Consider the following 19445-nt stretch of genomic DNA (forward strand, 5'->3'; position numbering starts at 1 on the left):
CTCAGCTTCACCGCCTTGCTGCGACAAGACAGCGATGGTGGTCTTTCACCCCCACTCGATCGATCAGCGCCTCGTGACGCACGAAATCCCAGATCCAGGCGCTAGATCGGTCCGCGCCGGTGTTGCCGATGATGCCCGGCATACCCGAGCGCCGAACGCACGACTACGTCAGGAACGGCATCACCATCTTGTTCGCCGCGCTCGATGTGGCCAGTGGCCAGATCATCGGCTCGATCCACCGCCGGCACCGGGCCACCGAATTCAAGAAGTTCCTGGCCAAGATCGACAAGAAAGTCCCGGCCGAGTTGGACGTCCATCTGATCTGTGACAACTACACCACCCACAAGCACCCGACCGTTGTGAAGTGGCTGGACGCCCATCTCCGCTTCCACATGCACTTCACACCGACCTACTCCTCCTGGCTCAACCAGGTCGAGCGATGGTTCGGTCTGCTGACCGACCAGAAACCGCGGCGCGGCGTGCACAAGAGCCTGCGCGCCCTGGAGAACGACATCCGCGCCTGGATCAAGGCCTGGAACGACGACCCCAAACCCTTCGTCTGGACCAAGACCGCAGATGAGATCCTCGAACGCCTCGCATCATATCTTGATCGGATTCCCGGCGCAGGACACTAGCTAGGCAGCAGGAAACCGGGCATCGAGCCTAATTCGATGCCCGGTTTCTCGTTGTCCTGAGAGCCATGTAGGGAGAGGACAATCTGACCTGGACGGCAGGGCCGGCCACGGCCCGAGGACCGGAAGCGGCGCGTCAGCCGATCGCCCCAGAATACGACGAGACGGTGACCACCCACGGCGATCGTCTTGAGCGCTAGCCGACGCGGTTAGCGGCGGTTCGCCCCTTGTTCCAGCTTTCGACGACCATTTGGTAGCACTGGCTCTCTCGTGACCCAGTGCCACTGTTGTTGTAGCCACCGTTCGAAGCTCGTGTCAGAGCTTCGGAGCGCCAGCGCGCCGCCAGGCCCCGCTTGAGCATCTTCTTGGCGAGTTCTTCGTCATCGACGCTGGAGCCGTGACGGTGGAGGAACATCGCAACGCCCCCCAGGATCACGCCGTCCCAAGACTCCTTGTCTCTTCCCCAGGCCGCCTGGACCACCGTCAGAGTTCGGTGCAGGATCTCCGGCCCATACTGCCTTGTGATGCGGAGCACAGCCGAAACCGCGCCCACGCTGTTCGTCGAGCTGGACCCGAGACGGAGATTATGACTTCTGAGCACTCGATCGACGCTCACGCAGAGCGCGTCTCCAGCGGTCAGGCCGACCCTGTACTGATCCAGCGTGCCGACCTTCGCAGACTCCCGATTCTTGATGAGGAAGAGAGTTGCTTCCTGCTGCTGACTGAGGCCGTAGTGGACTTCTGCCTTGATCGTCCGAAGTCCCCTGAGCTTGCAGGCCTCGGTTCGGTGCATGCCGTCGACAACGTACCGGTTGCCGTCGGCGCGCTCGGAAACCACGATCGAGCCGAGCGCGTCTACGATCAGCCCGTTGGCGATGCTCTTCGCTCGTTTCTCGTTGAGCCCGCGCTGCGCGTCTTCATCGATCTTGAGTGAGTCGAGCTCAACCTCGACGCCGTACTCGACGCGGTGGTCCGGAAGCTCGTAGTGGAACTGGGATTTGGCCATGGGGGCAAGACCTCCGTATCAAGGTCGACTGGGGTTGGGGCTTGAGGGATCGTGGGGTGGGTCCAGCGGAGGAGGGACGCGCTTGAGGAATTCAGTGGCGACCTTCTCGCTCGTGGTTGACACCATTCGGCGGGCGTTACCGTTCCGCTCCTCCCAGTGCAAGGCCAGCGGAGCCTGCTGCCCTCCATGGCCAGGATTTTCACCTTGGATAGCCATATAATCCAGGCATGCTGCCAGTACCCACAGGACGAGCGCCGCAGCCCACACCCACGCGTTGTACTTCCACTCGGTAGCGAAGTTGACGGCAATTGCCGCCCCTGCTGCAGTAACAGCGCCCCAGAGTTTCCAGGACTTGAGTTTCATGTCTGGCGGCCTATCAGGATGATTTCCTACCCCGGAGGCCGTCCTGTGTCGACGCTCAACACCGCTCAGGCCCGTGCTCGCACTCTAGCCACGGGCTTTACCCTGACACAAGCAGAATCTGTGACATCTCTTGGTGCAGGCGCGAGACAAATACGACAAAAAATATAATCTTCCAGGTCAATCCCTATCCAGGTACCGAGCGCTGGCTTGATAACAAAGAGGTAACGACGAACGCCACAGTGGAGTACTCCGGCGAGAGGCCGCCTTTGATCGCAGCGAGCCGCTGGTGACTCATATGGTTTTTGCGGCTACCTAAGGTGATCGACCGCTCTGGAGATGGTGCTCCATCCTCATGAGGCGTGCGTGGCCGTTGGCGTCGATGGACAGGATCTGGCCCGACAGTGCGACGAGAATCACGCTGTCCGGTATCGCTTGCTTCCGTGCTTACCGCGCGCACTCATGCATGTTGGGCGGCCGTGGCCGGGCTGCGCGCCGGGACCGGACGGAACAGGCCGCATGCCCGGCGCGCAGAGCCGGGCGTGGCCGCCCGGCGCCCGCTTGCGGGCGCCCTTGAAGACGTGGAGAAACTACTCACCGATCGGCGGAGTGGGCCGAGGTTGGGACTCGGCGTCAGGTGGGTGCGGTGGTGCCTGGGCCTCCGATCGCTGGGCCTTGGGGCCAGAGCCTGTGGAGTTCGACGGGGGTGAGTGGTGCGTGGAAGGAAGCTTGGAGCACCTGCCGGATCACGGCCTGGTCTGTGTCGACGAGGTTAGTGAACCAGTCGATGCCTGCGGCGTAGGCCCACATGTAGGTGCGTAGGAGTGGGTCGGCGCTGCGGTCGGTCAGCATCCCGGCGATTTGTCGGTTGGTCCACCACGGCACGCGTATGCGGGCGTGGTCTGTGCACTTCTCCACCGGCGAGCCTGCGTTGATCATCAGGTGGAGTTCGGAGCGGACGAGTTGGAGGTAGTGGTCGAGGCGGACGCGTGTGGTCAGGGCCTTATCCTCCGGTGTGATGAACAGGGGAAAGGCCTGGGCCAAGCCCTCCAGCAGCACCTGTTGCGGTCCGTGGACGGATGACAGGCGTACCCATGGGACGTCTTCGGTGGCGCAGTGGGCGGAGATGCTCGCGCCTTGGAGGCCGTGGCCGAGGACCTCGTGTAGCGCGAACTGGCGGGCTTGGACCTTGGTGAAGGTCGCGTTCGGCATGTTCAGGCGTAGCCGGACGCGTGAGCCAGCGCCGTCGAGCCAGTAGGCCCAGTACGCGTCCACGACCGTCTTCTCGATCGTCAGCTCGTACGGCGCGTCAGAGCCGGTCACTTCACGTATGGCGGGCTCGTAGTCCTCAGCGGCCTGGCGGATGGCGTCCGGGGCGGCTTCGGCGTCGACGCGGCCCTCGGACTCGGCGAGGTCTTCCGCGGTGGTGGTTCCCCACTCGACGCCGAGGGCCTCGACGCATCGGCGGGCCAGTTCGCCCTTGGCGGTCACGTACTCAGCAGGCCATCCGGCCGCAGGACATCCCTGCGTCGCATGCGCGTAGGCGTCCAGGTTCTGGCGTTCGCCCAGCAAGGCCCGCAGATACGCCATGTCCGCGCCGATCCGCTGGAGGACGGCGGGCTCGTCGGTCTGCTGGGCGAGCTCTTCCAGACGGTACAGCGTTGTCAGGCGGTCGACCGGGGCCGGCGGGGGCCGGCTTCCGGGTGGAAGCCGAAGTCGACTGCGGCGGCGGCTCTGCGGCTGAGTTCGTCCGCGTTCCAGGCGCGCAGGGCGGTCTCGACGGCGTCACGTGTGCTCACGGGTGACCGTCCAGCGCAGAGTGACCGATTGGTTGGGGCGCAGGTAGTCACGGGTGAGGGTGATGATGACGTCGTCTCCTTCGTCGTCCCAGATCAGTTCCTCGGTGGCGGAGTTCTCCGAACCGTCCTCATGTTCCTCGACGGCCGAGCAACTGATCAAGCCCCCTGCCTCACCGTGCCGCAGGTTGATCGTGAAGTGACGCGTGTAGCGCGCGATCGCCTGCCGCCAGTACAGGGCGTCTTCGAACCGGCCGCCCTCACACGTGTAGCCGACGACTGCCGACTCCCCCGGCTGAATCGCCGGGGAAAGCTGGCAGGCGAACTTCGCCAGATTCGGCGCGTCATGCACTCGCTGGATGGCAACGCGGCGCGTGCCTTCGGTCAGCGGGTGGATGGTCAGTTTGCCGCTCGTGTACTGGAACCACACATCCCGCGACAGCCGTGTCAGCGGCCGGTCGGTCATGTTCAGTACTTCGTAGCGATAGGTCAGGCGGGCGGCGCCGTCGGCGCTGATCTCGATGTCGATGCGCAGGTCTAAGTCGATGATGTGACCCGCCAGGTGGGCGAACTGGCTGATGTCGCGGTCGCTGAGACGCTGGACCTTCTTCAGCTTCAGCAACCGTTGTCCCAGACGCTGGATGCTCTCGCTGACATCGGTGGCCATGCCAGCGGACAGGCCCGCGTACGAGCGGCTTCCTTCTGCCTGGTGATCAGGCCCCCACTCGACGCCGATCGACGCCGGCCGGTCGATGCGTTGCTCGATCACATCGAACAGGCCGCTGTCTTCGGCGCGGGTCTCCTCCGCCGGGGCCGGCTCGAGCGGCTCGTCCGGTTCGAACAGTTGGGCGGCCGTGTAGCCGACGCACATCTTCTCTAAGACGCGGCAGTGGTGCGGGTGCGGGAGTCCCTTCAGTTCCCCGGACAGCCAGCGGTGGAACTGGGCGCGACTGGGCCAGTGCCAACCAGGTCGGGGTCGATCGTGCGGGCGACTCTGTCGTACTCCCGGCAGAAGCCGTTGTGTGCCTGCAGGTGCCGCTGGCAGAGCACGGCCTTGAGACGTACCAGTGTTATGGTCACCGCCTGCCCTCCCTCTGGCCTGGATGTTCGCCGAAAGTAACACGGAACGAGACCAGGTGAGCACGGAAAGTCTCAAACGGGAGTGGAACGGTATCGATACGTGACACCGCAGGTCGGCAGGGTCGTACCCCATAAGAAGCGGCAGGACCGGTGACACGGTGTGAGCCGGTGGCCCCTCTGGACTTCCCACTTTTCCCCGATGGGAAGCAGGGTCCCCGTGGTCCCGTGTCATCGGTCCTGTCTTCACCGAACGGGGAGGCAGACGTTGGGCTGGGATGTCGGGCCGGAGCTACGCGCTCTGGCCGAGCTGTGCAAGGAACTGCAAGCGATCGGGGTCGGCTCGGAGATGCGCGACAGCTATCCCGGCCTGGCCGTACGGACCTCCACCCCCGGTGCGTACATCTACGTCGTCATCCCCGATAGGAAGCGTTACGTGTGGGACAGCGGCCTCAACCACCATCCGGTCAGCGACCCGCCCGGGGCGGCCGAGCAGATCAAGGCGTACCTGCGTGCGGAGGGATGCCTGTGAACGCCCGCGATGGCCAGGCCGGTGGTTCCCCGATGAAAAAGCCGATGGCACTCACCGAGCATGAGCGTCAGATCCTGCTCGCCGAACTCGGCGAACTCGCCGACGAACTCACCGAGATCGCCATACAGCTTGAAGCCTTGCACCGGCGGGCGGGCGAGGTCATCGAACGGGTCGCCCTGCGTTCGCCCGTTCGTCTGGTGCGGCCGGCATGACCGGCACCATGGGGACGGCCCCGGACACCGAGCGGGAGCGTCGATACCGGTTCCCACTGCCCCCGCATCCGATCGCCGCCGAACAGGCCCGCATCCTGACACGGCTCGCGCTGGCCGGCTGGGGTTTGAACGCCATCGCCGAGGATGCCTTGCTGGTCGCGGTCGAACTCGTCGCCAACGCCGTGAAGGTCGGCGAGGTCTTCCACCTCACGCTGTCCCGGCGGGACGGGGCCGTCCTGATCGAGGTGTCCGACAGCAGCGAAGCCTGCCCCGAACGCCAGCAGCGTTCCTTCGACCGGGTCGACGGACGCGGCCTGCTGCTGGTCGAGGCCTGTTCGAAGGACTGGGGCTGGCGCTCGGAGGCAACCGGCGGCAAGACCGTCTGGTCCCTCATCGGAACTCCAGCGGCCCAGTCCTCGCCTCTGCGGACGTGAGGCAGGGGTCGCCTGTCACGAACTCCCGGCCCTGAGTATGCGGTGCTCCTCACCGGTGTCCCCCGAAACCGGGACGACCACTGGAACCCCCAGCTCAGGGTCGGGACCATCCCAGGAACCATCACGAAGATCAAGGTCTCCCATGCACGACGTATCACCCGAACGTGACGACCTGCTCAAGCCGCGCGAGGTCGCCGAGTTGTTCGGTGTCCGTACGACGACGATCGCCCGGTGGGCACGCGAGGGCAAGCTGACCGCCCTGCGTACGCCTGGCGGACATCGCCGCTACAGCCGCGCCGACATCCGGCGGTTAGTGGCCGACGAATCGAGGCCCCACGAGAACGAACAGCAGATCGCCGAGGACGCGGCCCGGCTGTACGACCAAGGTTGGAGCATCCGCAAGGTCGCCGAAAAATTCGACTACAGCTACGGCGCGATGCGCCGCCTCCTCCGCAAACACGTGACCCTGCGAAACCGCGGCGGTACTTACGCACACATCTATGACGAGGACAGAACCTGACACTCATGCACAGAACAGGGCCTGACCGCGCAAGCCGCGGCGGGCCCTTTCGCTGTCGCGAACAGTCTCAGGCGTCACCGAGGTGCTTGGTGCGCTCGTTCAGATCGTCCATACGGGCGGACAGGTTCTTGATCGCGTCTCTCATCTCCTGGAGCTGAGCGGAGATGATCTGGAACTCCTCGCTCGGCCCCTGCACCCCCTCGTCGGCCTCCGCAGGCGTGGTCAGAACGACACTCGGGCTGCCTTGGCGAGTCTGGACGAGCCCCTCATCGCGTAGGGCGGCGACCGCGTTGCTGATGGTCATCTTTGCGACGCCGAACCGTGCCGCCAGTTCAGCGACAGACGGGAGCGGCTCTCCCACCGCGTACCGGCCAGAGGCGATGTCCTGGCGGAGTTCGTCGGCGATGCGGACGTACTGCTTGCGGCGGTCGACAGGCCGGGGATTTCCCATGCCGCCTAGTGTACGCCGTCAATCTAGGTCGCCTAGGTGCATAGGACACGCCGGTCTCACCTGCTTGAAGTACGGCCTTCACTAGCTATCCTAGGTAGCTAGATGGCGCTAACAAGGCGCCTGTCATCGGAGGACGAAGCACACATGCGCACCATCCCGATCCCGGTCGATACCACGAAGCTCACCTTCGTCTGCGTCTCCGCACCCCGTCCGCGACTGGTGGACAAGGACACCGGTGAGGTCAAGGTCGACAAGCAGGGCCGGACCGTCTTCCAGGTCGGCCTGTCCGTGTCCGAGAACGACTCGGGGCGGGTCGAGCTGATCAACGTCAACGTCTCGGGCGATCCCGACCTGAACGTGGGCCAGGTCGTACAGCCGCACGGGCTGATCGGATTCGCCTGGCAGCAGACCCGCGGCGGTGAGACCCGATGGGGCATCTCCTACCGCGCCGCCTCGTTCACCGCCTCCGATCTCCCGGCCGCCGCCTGAGACAGGGGACACGGTGACGAACACGATGTACGCCACGCTCGGGTTCCTGGCCGCTACGGCGGCCGGGGCCTGGGCCTGGCGCCGCCGGCATCCACGGTCGTACTGGTACGCGGTCGCCTTTCCGCTCAGAGCAGCGCGGGTCTACCTGACCTGGCGGCACGTCTCGTACGGCTGCACGCTCACCCGACGCCGCCGTGCCTGGCGCCTGTCGCTGGAGGCCGTACCGGGGCTGCGTACGGCTTCCGCAGTGATCCACGAGCGGCGGCGCGTCCGGCGGGTCGACATCGACCGCGCGCCGCGCCTCGGTCTGCTGCGGCCGACCGCGCTGGGATGGCGGGTTCGCATTCACCTGCACGACGGCCAGCTCCCGGACGACTACGCCAAGGTGGCCGAACGACTCGCGCACGCCTGGCGGGTCCACGCCGTGCGGGTAGTCGACTCCAAGCCTGGGGTGGTGACGCTGCTGGCGACCATGCGGGACCCGCTCAGCGAGGTCGACATAGCTCCGGAGACCGGTGAGCTGCTGACCGTACGACCGGGCCGGCTGGAGAACGGCCGCGACTGGGTAATCGACTTCCGCACGGTGCCGCACTGGCTGAACGCGGGTGCGACACAGTCCGGCAAGTCGAACCTGGCCAACGCCATCATCAAGGGCCTCGCGCCCCAACCGGTCGCGATCGTCGGCTTCGACCTCAAGGGAGGGGTGGAGTTCACGCCGTACGCGCCTCGTCTGTCCGCGCTGGCACGGACGCGGACCGAGTGCGTCGCGCTGCTCGATGACCTCGTGGACGTGCTGACCGGCCGGATGCGGATCTGTCGTGAGGCGGGCGCGCGCAACGTCTGGAAGCTGCCCGAGCACGCCCGTCCAGTGCCGATCGTGGTCCTGGTGGACGAGGTCGCCGAGCTGTTCCTGATGGCCGACAAGAGTGAGAAGGACGAGATCGCCAAGACCGCCACCGCCCTGTTGCGGGTGGCACAGCTCGGGCGAGCGTTCGCCGTCTACCTGATCGTCTGCGGGCAGCGCATCGGCTCCGACCTTGGACCTGGCGTGACCGCGCTGCGCTCGCAACTGTCGGGGAGGATCTGCCACCGCGTCAACGATCCCGAGACCGCCAACATGACCTCGGCGATATGGACCCCGACGCCCTCGACGCGGCACGCGCCATCGCCGCCGAGACACCCGGCGTCGCCATCATCGCCGGACAAGACGGCACCTGGCACCGCGCCCGCTCCGTCTACGTGAGTGAGGAAGACGCCGAGGACGCCGCCCGTCAGTACGCGACCCTCGCGCCCAAGTGGACCGACCTGGTCGGCGTCGAGGCCGCACCGCTCAAGGCCGCATAACTCCCACCTGATCCACCGGCGCTACCGCGCCAGGTCCCTACCCGACGCATGCCCGAAACCGAGGTGATCGCCATGACCAAAGTGATTCCACTGCGTCCCCACCGTCCTGCGCTCGTCCTGATGTCGGTCGAATGGGACCAGGCCCGCGCGCTGTACGTCGCCGCGTGCGAGCGCTGTTTTGAGACCGCCACCGCCCACCGCCTGGACCAGGCCACCGAGTGGGCCGACGGACACCGTTGCGACCCCGAACTGGTGGCACTTCTCGCCACCGTCCTGTCCGGGACCGCAGCGTGAGCCGGAAGGCAATCGCGAGGGCGGTCGACTCCGGGCCGGTCGCCATGCTGGCCGGCATCGCCGGAGCAGGCTCGTTCACCCACATCCGCGACACCGCCAACGAACACGGCCAGCACGGACCCATGGCCTGGGCCATCGCCGTGTGCATCGACCTGACCTGCGTCATGGCCGCCCGCGAACGCCAACGCGACAGGCGCACCCACCGCACCACCCGACGGGTGTCCTGGCCTTCGCTGGTCCTGGCAGGCGGCGTGCTGCTCTCGCTGGCCGCCAACCTGGCCCAAGCCGACTCGACCGTCTGGGGCTGGCTGACAGCGGCTACCCCGTGCGGGGCGTTCCTGGTCGCGGTCTCCATGCTCGAACGCCGATCTTCGGGTCCTCGTCCCGCACCGTCCCCGGTCCCGCCGTCCTTCGGCCGGACACAGGACGGACCCGTCCTCGCCCAGGACGAGCCACCACACGCACCGGCCGAGCCCTTAGTCGCCTACGCCCGCCGTATCGCCGACGAACACCAGACCCGCCACGACCGCCCGATCACCCGGGATGCGCTGCGCGCCCGGCTGGGCGTGTCCAACCAGCTCGCCTCCGACCTACTCCGCCAGATCCGCACCACCTAATGGGGGGACCCATGTCCACAACACACCGAACCGACCTCATCGGCGGTCTGTACGCCCTAGCCGACTTCCTCGACGCTAACCCGGCCGTACCGGTACCGCGATTCAGCACCGAAGTCCTGGTGCACGCTCGCGGCACCGACAAAGAGGCATTCGCCGAGGTCGACCGTGTCGCCGCCCTGCTCGGCGTCGCGGTCCGCGATCAGACCGCCCGCGGTGGTCACTACAAGGCCGTGCGCTCCTTCGGCCCGGTCGACTACCGCTACGTCGCGATCCCCACCGCCGTCATGGCGGTCCACCGAGCCGGACAGTCCTACGCCGAATCGGTCGTCCCCGACCGCGAGGCAGCGTGATCGAACCCAAGCGCTACCAGTGCTGCACCTGCGGCGGCACCGGCCTGGACAGCTACGGCGACACCTGCGGCCACTGCGAAGGCCTCGGGTTTTGCTGACCCGCTGAAGTGCCCCCGGCGTGGCCGCACAACCGCCAAGCCGTCCGCCACGTCGGGGGCCATCCCATACGCATCACCACTGCGAGAGGACCCGCCCATCTTGCCCAACCACATCGACCGACACGCCGTCAACGGCATGATCGCCCGCTACAACGACCCGAACTACCACCGCTGGGCCGCTCAGATCCGCCGCACGGGAGGATGCGCACAACCCGTCCACCTGCGCGGCAAGGTCGAATACCGCGACCCGCTCAACGGAACCCTCCTCCACCGCTACACCACCACGAACGAACCCGGCGGCGTCCTGCGCCTCGCCTGCAAAACCCGCCGCGCGTCGCGCTGCCCGTCGTGCGCGGAGACCTACCGGGCCGACACCTACCAGCTCATCCGCGCGGGCCTGGTTGGCGGCAAAGGCGTCCCCGCAGAGGTCGCCGAACACCCGGCGATCTTTCTCACTCTCACCGCACCGTCCTTCGGGGCCGTCCACAGCCGGTGTGAAAAGAGCGGCCAGGTACTGCGCTGCCGTCCACGTCGCAAGGGCGGCACGTGCCAGCACGGACGACCACTGGCCTGCAACGAACGCCACAGCGCCGACGACCCACGCCTGGGTGAGCCGATCTGTCCGGACTGCTACGACCACACCGGCTCGGTCCTGTTCAACGCTCTCGCGCCGGAGCTGTGGCGGCGATTCACCATCCGGCTGCGCCGCGTCCTGGCCCGCGACTGCGGCCTGACCGTCAAGGAACTCGGCCAGGTGCTCAAGGTCTCCTTCGCCAAAGTCGCCGAATACCAACGACGCGGCATCGTCCACTTCCACGCCATCATCCGCCTCGACGGACCCGACGGACCAACCACGACGCCGCCCGCCTGGGCGACGCTGACCCACCTCACCGAGGCGATCACCGAAGCCGCACAGCACGTCGTCGTCACTACCCCAGAAGCCGCCGAGCTGCCCGCACGGACGCTGGCCTGGGGTCCGCAAGTCGACTTGCGGACCATCACCACGAACGGAGACCTGACCGAACAGGCGGTAGCCGGCTACATCGCCAAGTACGCCACCAAAGCCGCCGAATGCGTCGGCACCCTCGACCGCCGCGTCAGACCAACCGACGACCTCGACCAACTCGACATCCGACCCCACGCCCGGCGTCTGATCACCGAGTGCCTGCGACTCGGCGGGCTGCCGGAGTTGGAAGATCTGCGGCTGACGGCCTGGGCCCACATGCTCGGCTTCCGCGGCCACTTCTCGACCAAAAGCCGCGCGTACTCCACAACCCTCGCTGCCCTCCGCGCCGCTCGCGCCGAGTACCAACGCGCTGAACGCCCCGTCAGCACGGGGCGCCTGCCCTTCGACGACGACACCGTCCTGGTCACCTCTCACTGGGCCTACGTCGGCCAGGGCCTGACCAACGGTGAAGCACTACTCGCCGCTGCCATCACGGCCACTCGACTACCCGTGACCGCACCAGCGGAGGGGCTCGCCGCGTGACAAAGCTCCTGCTCACCGTGCCCGAAGCCGCCGCAGCGCTCGGCATCTCACGCAGCAAGCTCTACGAGCTCATCAAGGCCGGCGCCATCGCCTCACTCCGCATCGACGGATCGCGCCGCATCCCTCACCGCGCACTCACCTCCTACATCGACCAGCTCATGGAAGAGGCCGCCTGATGACCACGAACCCCAACGAGCCGAACAACCGCAAGCCCGCCAAGGAGAGCAAGCCCAAGCTCCGCGACGGCGTCATGAAACGCGGCAACACCTGGTCCTACGTCATCCGCGTCAAGGACCCCGAGACCGGCGTGAGCAAGCCGCGGTGGGTCGGTGGGTTCGCCACCGAAGACGAGGCGAAGGCCGCCCGCGACGAGGCACGAGTCAAAGCCTGTCGCGGCACGTACATCGACCGCAACGAGATCACCGTCGCCGACTACCTCGACCAGTGGCTGGACAGCCACGCCATGGAGATCAAGCCGAGGACGCTGGAGGACTACCGCAAGGGCATCCGCCTATACGTCAACCCGTACATCGGCGGCCTCCAGGTCCAAGCCGTTCGCCCGTCCGCCATCACGAAGCTGTACCGGGATCTGTTGAAAGGCGGCGGGCGCAACGGCAAGCCTCTCGCCGTGTCCACCGTGGTCCACACCCACGCGATCCTTCGCCGTGCCTTCCGTGACGCCGTAGTGGTCGACCAGCTCATCGACAGCTCACCCGTCGAGCGTGCCAAGCGACCGCGCGTCCACCTGGCAGAGCCAGGCACCGTCTGGACTCCTGCCCAGCTCCGGAGCTTCCTCGACACCGCGCGCAGTCACCGCCTGTTCGCGTTCTTCCACGTCGCCGCGTACACCGGCGCACGACGCGGTGAACTGCTCAATCTCCGCTGGTCCGATGTCGATCTGGACGGCAAGCAGATCACCATCACGGGCTCGGCCGGTGTGGTCGAGGGTGAGCGGCTCGAAGGCACGACCAAGAGCGGGAGGAAGCGCGTCGTCAGCATCGACGACGAGACGGTCAAAGTCTTGAGGGAGCACCACCGGGCTCAGACAGTCGACAAGCTCGCCGCCGGCGACTCATGGCGCGGCGAGAAGAACGGCCACGTCTTCACCACGGCCTGGGGCAACCCGATCTACCCGGACACCGTGACGGCGCTCCCCCGCAAGCTCATCAAGGCCCACAACCACCCGAAGAACGGGAAGCCACCGGCCGACCCACTCCCGTACGCGCGACTGCACGACCTGCGCCACATCCACGCCACGACGCTGCTCCTGGCCGGCGTCCCCGTCCACGTCGTCGCCGCGAGACTCGGCCACGGCGACCCGGCCATCACGCTCAGGGTCTACGCCCACGTGATCCGATCCGCCGAGACAGCCGCCGCCGACGTCTTCGCTCAGGCGGTGAAGGCCGTCTAGTTGATGTCTCTTACCGACGGCGGCCGGCCGGGCTACTTGAGGTATGGATTCGAGCTTTGAGGGTCTGGTACACCAGATCGATCCGTGCAAGACAACTGCTGCCCGGCGGGCGTTTCGACGATGGCAAGGCCTTCGTCCCGGTGGGTCCAACTGTGGTCGGTGTACTCCCAAACTGCGGGGTCAGCGAGAGCGTCGGGTAGGTGGTCGCGCGAGATGACCTCGTACCGGTTGTTGCGGTTGTCGTCAACGAATAGTCGACGGACCTCGATCAAACCCCCATCGACCAACAGGATCAGAGCGTCAGCAAGCTCGCCGTACCGAGCCAACCGATCAGCGACGTCCAGGTAAGTGCGCCAGTCCCACATCACGCTCGGCAGCAGGTCATGCTCTCGCGCGTTGACCATGAGGCACTGCTCTTCATGGCTCAACTCATCCCAGCTCGGCACGAACCGATCATGGCACGATCCGCAGACGCCTTCATGACGAGACAGCTTTCAGGCGCCGGTGTTAGCAAAGGCGTTAGCAAAAAGGCCCCTTCCATGACTGGAAGGGGCCTTTGAGCTGGGAGCCGCCTATCGGAATCGAACCGATGACCTATTCATTACGAGTGAATCGCTCTGCCGACTGAGCTAAGGCGGCTTGTCGCACCGCAGTGCGACGCCCGTCGAGTCTACCGGGTCTCAGGCACTCCTCGTGCATCGGTGACTAGTGGCACATCGTGTTCTTCTTCGGCGTGGTTCCGTTGATCAGGTAGCGGTCCACCGCGCTGCTGATGCATGGGTTGCCCTGCAGGTAGGCGGTGTGGCCGTCGCCGTCCAGGCTCAGCAACGTGCCCGCGTTCAGTTCGGACGCCAGGCTCTGGGCCCACTTGTACGGGGTTGCCGGGTCGCGGGTCGTGCCCACGACCAGGATCGGCTTTGAGCCGTGTGCGTGTAGCGGTCGGGGCTGTTCGTGGCTCTGGACCGGCCAGTAGCCGCAGGGCAGCGTGCCCCACACCACGAACTGGCCGAAGATCGGGGCGGCCTTCTTCGCCTTGGCGGCCTGGTCCTTCCACGACGCCAGGGAGTGGGAGTACGGCTTGTCCACGCAGTTGACGGCCATGTTGGCCTCGCTCTGGTTGGAGTACGAGCCGTCCTTGTTGCGTTCGACCAGCAGGTCGCCCAGGCGCAGCAGGGTCGTGCCGTCTCCCTGTTCCATGCCGCTCTTGAGGGCGAGGCGCAGGATCGGCCAGGTCTGCTTGTTGTACAGCGCGGAGGCGACGCCCAGTTCGACCAGGGACTCGTCCACCACGCGGCCGTCGCCCAGGCCGTTCTTCAGTGGTTTCTTGTCCGTCTGGGCGAAGAACCGCTGGAGTCTCGTGAGCGCCGAGTGGGCCGAGCCGTTGCCGAGCGGGCAGTCGTTGGCCTTCACGCAGTCGGCGGCGAATGCGTGGACGGCCGTGTCGAAGCCCTTGGCCTGTTCGATGTTGACCGCGTCGCCGGACAGCTTCGGGTCGATCGCGCCGTCCAGGACCATCGCCCGTACGCGCCTGGGAAACAGGTCGGCGTAGTACGCGCCCAGGTACGTGCCGTACGAGGCGCCGTAGTAGGTCATCCCCTGGTCGCCGACGGCGGCGCGGAGGAGGTCCATGTCCTTGGCGGCGTTGATCGTGCCGACGTACGGGAGCAGGGACGGGATGCGGGTCTTGCAGTCGTCGGCCCAGCCCTTGCTGACCTTGACCAGGTCGTTGACCTCCGCCGCGTTGTCCGGGGAGGTGTCGGTGGCGAAGAAGCGGTCGAGTTCCTTGCTCGTCAGGCAGCGGACCGCCGGCTTGGTCTGGTTGACGCCGCGCGGGTCGAAGCCGACGAGGTCGAAGTTCTTGCGCAGGTCGGCGCCGAACTGGCGGGCGCCGTCGCGGACGAAGTCGACGCCCGAGCCGCCCGGGCCGCCCGGGTTGATCAGGAGTGAGCCCTTGCGCTGGCCTTCGGCGGGCAGCCGGATGACCGACATCGTGATGCGCTCGCCGTCCGGGTGGGCGTAGTCGAGCGGCATGTGGAGCGTTCCGCACTGGAAGCCGCCACCGCAGTCGTGCCAGGACACGCGCTGGGCGTAGTACCGCGCCATGCCCTTCGGCGACGGCGATGGTGCCGCCTTGGAATTCGGGGTGCCCGTGCATGCCGCCGCGACGAAGGCCGCCACGGCCAGACCGGTCACCGTACGGAACTTTTTCACGCCGTTACCGTTCTTGTCGCCGATGAGTTCTCCCTGGCAGCCTACGCTCGCGGACTGCCACAGCATCGTTACCCAGCGTTCGGCGAGTCATCCTGATTGTCGCCGTAGTGATCATCATGCTGGCGACGCGGTGAGCAGACCGACGCCACCGGGCAGGCGCACTTGCGTCCGCCGTCGAGGCGCACGTTCACCGTATCCGAGGGCACGTTGCGCCCGACGACCTGCCCGTTGCCGGCCGGCGTGCCCACGCGCTCGCCGAGCCTCGGCATGCGCTCGTGGGCCTCGACGTACAGCGGGTGCTCGTACTTCAGGCAGCACATGAGGCGTCCGCAGGCGCCGGCGATGCGCAGCGGGTTCACCGGCAGGTCCTGTTCCTTGGCCATGCGGACCGACACCGGCTCGAAGTCCTTGAGGAACGTCGCGCAGCACAGGTCGCGCCCGCACGGGCCGATGCCGCCCTGCAGCCGGGCCTCGTCGCGCGGGCCGACCTGGCGCAGTTCGACCCGGGCCTTCATCGAGCGCGCCAGGTCGCGTACGAGCGCGCGGAAGTCGACGCGGTGCGGCGCGGAGAAGTAGACGCGGTAGACGTTGTCCTGGTCGAGGTAGTCGACGCCGATCACCTTCATCGGCAGCTCGTGCTTGCGGATCAGCTTCTTGGCGATCGAGCGCGACTCGGCGCGCCGGCGGCGGTTCGCCTCGTCGCGGGCCAGGTGCTCCTCGCCGGCGATGCCCTCGCAGACCGGCAGGCCCTGGACATCCTCGGAGACGTACTGCGGGGCCCAGATGCACTCGGCCACCTCGGGGCCGGAGTCGGTGGGCACAAGCACCCTGTCGCCGACCTTCGGGCTGTACGGACCGGGGTCGAGGTAGTACAGACGTCCGTAGCGTGTGAAGCTGACGGCCATCATCATGCCCATGCTTCGCTCCGTCCCGTCGACTTTTCGGTCAGCCTACGCGCCCCCGAACCACCATCAAACGGTCGTATGGCCGGGTGGTGACAGATGGCTTGACTGGGCTTCCACTGCGGCGTACGAGTGATCTGACAACGTTGTCATCGGCCCTGTCTCCCCTCCGCGAAAGGGCGCCGACGCATGGCACTCCCCCGTCTCCTCGGCCCGCTCGTGTCCGCCGGCACGCTGCTCGCCGCGTTAATCGCCCCCGCTCAGGCGGCCTCCGCCGCCGTCTCCGACCCCGCCTCCCTCGTCAACCCCCTCATCGGCACGGCCAACGCGGCGAACGACTTCCCCGGCGCCGACGTGCCGTTCGGCATGCTCCAGTGGAGCCCCGACACCTCCTCCCGCGCGCAGGGCGGCGGCTACACCTACGGCAGTTCCACGATCACCGGGTTCAGCCTCACCCACATGTCCGGACCGGGCTGCGGGGCGTACGGCGACGTACCGATCATGCCGACCACCGGCGCGATCAGTAACCCGGGCTCGGCCGGCTCCTCTTACTCGCACGCGGACGAGTCCGCCTCGCCCGGCTACTACGGCGTGACCCTCGGCAACGGGGTCAAGACCGAGTTGACCACCACCACACGCGGCGGGATCGGCCGGTTCACCTTCCCCGCCACGACCCAGGCGAACCTGCTGTTCAAACTCACCGGCAGCCAGAACGGCGACTACGCGAACTCCTGGAGCGCGGTGAGCAGCACGGAGGTCGTCGGCTCGGTGACGAGTGGCCACTTCTGCGGCGCCGGCAACACCTACACGCTGCACTTCTCGGTCGTGTTCGACCAGCCGTTCACCACGGGTACGTGGCTGGCCTCCACCGTCAAGGCCGGTGCCCGTACGACCTCGGCGAAGTCGGCCGCGACCACCACGCCCAAGCGGGCCGCCAAGAACGCCGCCGAGCAGCCGGGCCGCCCCACCCTGCACGGCTCCGAGCAGGCCCAGGCCGCGCCGCTGGCCGATCCGAACGGGGGGTACCTGACGTTCAACACCACGACGAACCACGTCGTGAACGCCCGGATCGGCGTCTCCTTCACCTCGGACGCGAACGCCAAGGCCAACCGGGACGCCGAGGTGCCGGACTTCGGCTTCGACGCCAAACGCACCGCCGCCCACAACGCCTGGAACGACGCGCTCGGCAAGATCCAGACCTCCGGCGGCACCACCGCGCAGCAGCACGTCTTCTACACCTCGCTCTACCACGCACTGCTGCACCCGAACGTGTTCAGCGACACGAACGGGCAGTACATGGGCTTCGACAACGCCGTGCACACGGTCGCCTCGGGCCACGCCCAGTACGCGAACTACTCGGGCTGGGACATCTATCGCAGTCAGGCGCAGCTCATCGGCATGATCGCGCCGTCGCAGGCCAGTGACGTGGCCCAGTCGGCGGTCAACGACTACGCCCAGAGCACGCGGCTGCCCAAGTGGGCGCAGGCCAACGGCGAGTCCTACGTCATGGTCGGCGACCCGGCCGACGCGATCATCGCCGACATCTACGCCTTCGGCGGCCGGAGCTTCGACACCGCCGCGGCCAAGAGTGCGATGATCCACGAGGCGACGGTCGCCAACAACGACCGGCCCGGCCTGAACTACCTCGACAGTCTCGGCTACCTGCCCAGCGACGGCTCCTACGGCTGCTGCAACTTCTACGGCTCGGTCTCGACGACGCTGGAGTACAACACGGCGGACTTCGCCCTGGGCGCCTTCGCGGGCGCGCTCGGCGACACCACGAACCAGCAGAAGTTCGTGAACCGGGCGCAGGACTGGAAGAACCTGCTCAACACCTCCAGCGGCTTCATGCAGCCGAAGATCGCCAGTGGCGCGTGGACCGGCGGTTTCTCCCCGACGAGCGGCGACAACATGGTCGAGGGCACGTCGTGGCAGTACACCGGCATGGTGCCGTTCAACGTACGCGGCCTGGCCGACGCCAAGGGCGGCGACTCCGGCATGGTCTCCTACCTCGACCACGTGCTCGGCGCGTACAACGGCAGCGGCGGCGACCACGCCGACCTCGGCAACGAGCCGAGCATCGAACTGCCCTGGGAGTACGACTACGTCGGGCAGCCGTGGAAGACCCAGTCGGTCATCCGCAACGTGCAGAACCAGCTGTGGCCGGACTCCCCCACCGGCTGGGGCGTCGGCAACGACGACCTGGGCACGATGAGCGCCTGGTACGTCTGGTCGGCGATGGGGATCTTCCCCGAGACGCCCGGCACGGCCGACCTGGCGCTGGGCAGCCCGCTGTTCACCCAGGTCGTGATCACGCTCAGCACCGGGAACAAGCTGACGATCAACGCCCCGCAGGCCGCGACCGACGCCCCGTACGTGCAGAGTGCGACGTGGAACGGCTCGAACTGGAACAACGCCTACCTGCCTCCGTCGTCGGTGACCGGCGGCGGCACGCTGAACTTCACGCTCGGGACCACGGCGAACACCTCGTGGGCGACCGCGGCCTCCTCGGCGCCGCCGTCGTACGCCGGGTCGGGCGGGTCCACGACGCACACCGGGCCGATCACCTCCGGGATCGCCGGCAAGTGCGTCGACGTGAAGAACAGCTCGGCCGCCGACAGCACGCCGGTGCAGATCTACACCTGCAACGGCACCAACGCCCAGAAGTGGACGGTGCCCGGTGACGGGACGCTGACCGCGTTCGGCAAGTGCCTCGACGTGACCACCAGCGGCACGGCGAACGGCACGAAGGTCCAGCTGTACCAGTGCAACGGCTCCGGCGCGCAGCAGTGGACCTACAACGCGACTGCCAGGTCGCTGACCAACCCCGAGTCCGGCAGATGCCTGGACGATCCGAACAGCAGCACCACGGACGGCACCCAGTTGCAGATCTATGACTGCAACGGAAGCGCCGCCCAGCAGTGGACGCTGCCGAACTGATCCCCCCGAGAGGGTCGTCCAGGGCCGCAGCGGCGCCCTGGACGGCCCACCGGGATAACGTGAACGACCATGACATCCCGCTCCGTACTCGGACTCGCGGCGCTGCTCGCCGGCTCCGGTGTGACCCACTTCCTCCGCCCCCGCCCGTACGACGCGATCATCCCGTCCCGGCTGCCGGGCAGCCCGCGCACCTGGACGTACGCGAGCGGCGTGGCCGAGTTGGCCTGCGCCGCGGCGATCGCCGTTCCGCGCACGCGCCGGGCGGGCGCGCTCGCGGGCC

At 67.0% G+C, this 19445-nt stretch carries 22 protein-coding genes, 1 tRNA gene and 1 pseudogene; 15 read left to right on the forward strand and 9 right to left on the reverse strand.

Going from position 1 to position 19445, the window contains the following annotated elements; genetic code table 11:
• Positions 1-83: 83 nt before the first annotated feature.
• A pseudogene (locus ACFFNX_RS16545) lies at positions 84-635 on the forward strand (IS630 family transposase); the annotation flags it as partial.
• 193 nt (positions 636-828) lie between these two features.
• Here the strand turns inward: ACFFNX_RS16545 and ACFFNX_RS16550 are convergent.
• The 4 genes from ACFFNX_RS16550 to ACFFNX_RS16565 all read right to left on the reverse strand — a co-directional run bounded on the left by ACFFNX_RS16550 (position 829) and on the right by ACFFNX_RS16565 (position 4665).
• Positions 829-1638 carry a DUF6551 family protein gene (locus ACFFNX_RS16550; protein WP_378202148.1) on the reverse strand — a complete coding sequence of 270 codons (810 nt, stop codon included), beginning with the start codon at positions 1636-1638 and terminating at the stop codon, positions 829-831.
• 993 nt (positions 1639-2631) lie between these two features.
• Positions 2632-3588: a hypothetical protein gene (locus ACFFNX_RS16555; RefSeq protein WP_378202151.1), complete on the reverse strand. Its 957-nt coding sequence runs from the start codon at positions 3586-3588 to the stop codon at positions 2632-2634.
• A 74-nt stretch (positions 3589-3662) separates the two neighbouring features.
• Positions 3663-3797 (reverse strand): hypothetical protein, encoded by a 135-nt coding sequence (locus ACFFNX_RS16560; protein WP_378202154.1) that lies wholly within the window; start codon positions 3795-3797, stop codon positions 3663-3665.
• A complete protein-coding gene (locus ACFFNX_RS16565) occupies positions 3784-4665 on the reverse strand; it encodes a hypothetical protein (RefSeq protein WP_378202157.1) in 882 nt (293 codons plus the stop codon). Before ACFFNX_RS16565 ends, ACFFNX_RS16560 begins: the two co-directional genes overlap by 14 nt.
• A gap of 474 nt (positions 4666-5139) precedes the next feature.
• On the opposite strand from ACFFNX_RS16565, the gene ACFFNX_RS16570 reads away from it, so the two are divergent.
• The 4 genes from ACFFNX_RS16570 to ACFFNX_RS16585 all read left to right on the forward strand — a co-directional run bounded on the left by ACFFNX_RS16570 (position 5140) and on the right by ACFFNX_RS16585 (position 6569).
• Complete coding sequence (locus tag ACFFNX_RS16570) at positions 5140-5403, forward strand: hypothetical protein (protein ID WP_378202160.1); 264 nt, start codon at positions 5140-5142, stop codon at positions 5401-5403.
• Entirely contained in the window at positions 5400-5615 is a 216-nt protein-coding gene (locus ACFFNX_RS16575; protein ID WP_378202163.1) for a hypothetical protein, read from the forward strand. Before ACFFNX_RS16570 ends, ACFFNX_RS16575 begins: the two co-directional genes overlap by 4 nt.
• Positions 5612-6049 (forward strand): ATP-binding protein, encoded by a 438-nt coding sequence (locus tag ACFFNX_RS16580; RefSeq protein ID WP_378202166.1) that lies wholly within the window; start codon positions 5612-5614, stop codon positions 6047-6049. The genes ACFFNX_RS16575 and ACFFNX_RS16580 overlap by 4 nt, the downstream gene beginning before the upstream one ends.
• Positions 6050-6191: 142 nt before the next feature.
• The gene (locus ACFFNX_RS16585; protein WP_378202169.1) at positions 6192-6569 is read left to right on the forward strand and encodes a helix-turn-helix domain-containing protein; all 378 of its coding nucleotides are present in this window, start codon (positions 6192-6194) and stop codon (positions 6567-6569) included.
• A 67-nt stretch (positions 6570-6636) separates the two neighbouring features.
• On the opposite strand, the gene ACFFNX_RS16590 is transcribed toward ACFFNX_RS16585, so the two are convergent.
• Positions 6637-7020: a GntR family transcriptional regulator gene (locus ACFFNX_RS16590; protein ID WP_378202171.1), complete on the reverse strand. Its 384-nt coding sequence runs from the start codon at positions 7018-7020 to the stop codon at positions 6637-6639.
• Positions 7021-7164: 144 nt separating this feature from the next.
• Here ACFFNX_RS16590 and ACFFNX_RS16595 point away from each other — a divergent pair, with 144 nt between their 5' ends.
• From ACFFNX_RS16595 to ACFFNX_RS16630, 8 genes are all read left to right on the forward strand, one after another.
• Positions 7165-7509 (forward strand): SCO3933 family regulatory protein, encoded by a 345-nt coding sequence (locus tag ACFFNX_RS16595; RefSeq protein WP_378202174.1) that lies wholly within the window; start codon positions 7165-7167, stop codon positions 7507-7509.
• Between the two features lie 13 nt (positions 7510-7522).
• The gene (locus ACFFNX_RS16600) at positions 7523-8752 is read left to right on the forward strand and encodes an FtsK/SpoIIIE domain-containing protein (protein WP_378202177.1); all 1230 of its coding nucleotides are present in this window, start codon (positions 7523-7525) and stop codon (positions 8750-8752) included.
• A gap of 173 nt (positions 8753-8925) precedes the next feature.
• Positions 8926-9147, forward strand: coding sequence for a hypothetical protein (locus tag ACFFNX_RS16605; RefSeq protein ID WP_378202180.1), 222 nt, complete (start codon positions 8926-8928; stop codon positions 9145-9147).
• 44 nt (positions 9148-9191) lie between these two features.
• The gene (locus ACFFNX_RS16610; protein WP_378202211.1) at positions 9192-9764 is read left to right on the forward strand and encodes a DUF2637 domain-containing protein; all 573 of its coding nucleotides are present in this window, start codon (positions 9192-9194) and stop codon (positions 9762-9764) included.
• Positions 9765-9775: 11 nt separating this feature from the next.
• Positions 9776-10114, forward strand: a complete 339-nt coding sequence (locus tag ACFFNX_RS16615) for a hypothetical protein (protein WP_378202183.1) — start codon at positions 9776-9778, stop codon at positions 10112-10114.
• A gap of 198 nt (positions 10115-10312) precedes the next feature.
• Positions 10313-11701 (forward strand): replication initiator, encoded by a 1389-nt coding sequence (locus ACFFNX_RS16620; RefSeq protein WP_378202186.1) that lies wholly within the window; start codon positions 10313-10315, stop codon positions 11699-11701.
• Entirely contained in the window at positions 11698-11877 is a 180-nt protein-coding gene (locus tag ACFFNX_RS16625; RefSeq protein WP_378202189.1) for a helix-turn-helix domain-containing protein, read from the forward strand. Before ACFFNX_RS16620 ends, ACFFNX_RS16625 begins: the two co-directional genes overlap by 4 nt.
• Positions 11877-13112 carry a site-specific integrase gene (locus ACFFNX_RS16630; protein ID WP_378202193.1) on the forward strand — a complete coding sequence of 412 codons (1236 nt, stop codon included), beginning with the start codon at positions 11877-11879 and terminating at the stop codon, positions 13110-13112. Before ACFFNX_RS16625 ends, ACFFNX_RS16630 begins: the two co-directional genes overlap by 1 nt.
• Positions 13113-13144: 32 nt before the next feature.
• On the opposite strand, the gene ACFFNX_RS16635 is transcribed toward ACFFNX_RS16630, so the two are convergent.
• From ACFFNX_RS16635 to ACFFNX_RS16650, 4 genes are all read right to left on the reverse strand, one after another.
• Complete coding sequence (locus ACFFNX_RS16635) at positions 13145-13558, reverse strand: hypothetical protein (RefSeq protein WP_378202196.1); 414 nt, start codon at positions 13556-13558, stop codon at positions 13145-13147.
• Between the two features lie 120 nt (positions 13559-13678).
• Positions 13679-13751 (reverse strand) — tRNA-Thr (locus ACFFNX_RS16640).
• Between the two features lie 66 nt (positions 13752-13817).
• Complete coding sequence (locus ACFFNX_RS16645; RefSeq protein ID WP_378202199.1) at positions 13818-15389, reverse strand: alpha/beta hydrolase; 1572 nt, start codon at positions 15387-15389, stop codon at positions 13818-13820.
• Between the two features lie 2 nt (positions 15390-15391).
• Positions 15392-16240 (reverse strand): PSP1 domain-containing protein, encoded by an 849-nt coding sequence (locus ACFFNX_RS16650; protein ID WP_378202202.1) that lies wholly within the window; start codon positions 16238-16240, stop codon positions 15392-15394.
• A gap of 174 nt (positions 16241-16414) precedes the next feature.
• Here ACFFNX_RS16650 and ACFFNX_RS16655 point away from each other — a divergent pair, with 174 nt between their 5' ends.
• Together ACFFNX_RS16655 and ACFFNX_RS16660 are read left to right on the forward strand one after the other, a co-directional pair.
• Positions 16415-19165: a lectin gene (locus ACFFNX_RS16655; protein ID WP_378202205.1), complete on the forward strand. Its 2751-nt coding sequence runs from the start codon at positions 16415-16417 to the stop codon at positions 19163-19165.
• A 69-nt stretch (positions 19166-19234) separates the two neighbouring features.
• Positions 19235-19445 (forward strand): DoxX-related protein (locus tag ACFFNX_RS16660; protein WP_378202208.1); only part of this gene is annotated, 211 nt, incomplete at its 3' end.

It is taken from the genome of Actinoallomurus acaciae, from assembly GCF_042429965.1.
GTDB classification, from domain to species: domain Bacteria; phylum Actinomycetota; class Actinomycetes; order Streptosporangiales; family Streptosporangiaceae; genus Actinoallomurus; species Actinoallomurus acaciae.

What these genes read in the sequence shown, in the direction of transcription:
- ACFFNX_RS16605 (WP_378202180.1), top strand. Translation starts at nt 8,926, where the DNA reads ATGACCAAAGTGATTCCACTGCGTCCCCACCGTCCTGCGCTCGTCCTG.
- ACFFNX_RS16555 (WP_378202151.1), bottom strand. Translation starts at nt 3,588, where the DNA reads ATGGCGTATCTGCGGGCCTTGCTGGGCGAACGCCAGAACCTGGACGCC.
- ACFFNX_RS16615 (WP_378202183.1), top strand. Translation starts at nt 9,776, where the DNA reads ATGTCCACAACACACCGAACCGACCTCATCGGCGGTCTGTACGCCCTA.
- ACFFNX_RS16655 (WP_378202205.1), top strand. Translation starts at nt 16,415, where the DNA reads ATGGCACTCCCCCGTCTCCTCGGCCCGCTCGTGTCCGCCGGCACGCTG.
- ACFFNX_RS16610 (WP_378202211.1), top strand. Translation starts at nt 9,192, where the DNA reads ATGCTGGCCGGCATCGCCGGAGCAGGCTCGTTCACCCACATCCGCGAC.
- ACFFNX_RS16650 (WP_378202202.1), bottom strand. Translation starts at nt 16,240, where the DNA reads ATGGGCATGATGATGGCCGTCAGCTTCACACGCTACGGACGTCTGTAC.
- ACFFNX_RS16590 (WP_378202171.1), bottom strand. Translation starts at nt 7,020, where the DNA reads ATGGGAAATCCCCGGCCTGTCGACCGCCGCAAGCAGTACGTCCGCATC.
- ACFFNX_RS16645 (WP_378202199.1), bottom strand. Translation starts at nt 15,389, where the DNA reads ATGCTGTGGCAGTCCGCGAGCGTAGGCTGCCAGGGAGAACTCATCGGC.
- ACFFNX_RS16565 (WP_378202157.1), bottom strand. Translation starts at nt 4,665, where the DNA reads ATGTGCGTCGGCTACACGGCCGCCCAACTGTTCGAACCGGACGAGCCG.
- ACFFNX_RS16630 (WP_378202193.1), top strand. Translation starts at nt 11,877, where the DNA reads ATGACCACGAACCCCAACGAGCCGAACAACCGCAAGCCCGCCAAGGAG.
- ACFFNX_RS16580 (WP_378202166.1), top strand. Translation starts at nt 5,612, where the DNA reads ATGACCGGCACCATGGGGACGGCCCCGGACACCGAGCGGGAGCGTCGA.
- ACFFNX_RS16595 (WP_378202174.1), top strand. Translation starts at nt 7,165, where the DNA reads ATGCGCACCATCCCGATCCCGGTCGATACCACGAAGCTCACCTTCGTC.
- ACFFNX_RS16550 (WP_378202148.1), bottom strand. Translation starts at nt 1,638, where the DNA reads ATGGCCAAATCCCAGTTCCACTACGAGCTTCCGGACCACCGCGTCGAG.
- ACFFNX_RS16585 (WP_378202169.1), top strand. Translation starts at nt 6,192, where the DNA reads ATGCACGACGTATCACCCGAACGTGACGACCTGCTCAAGCCGCGCGAG.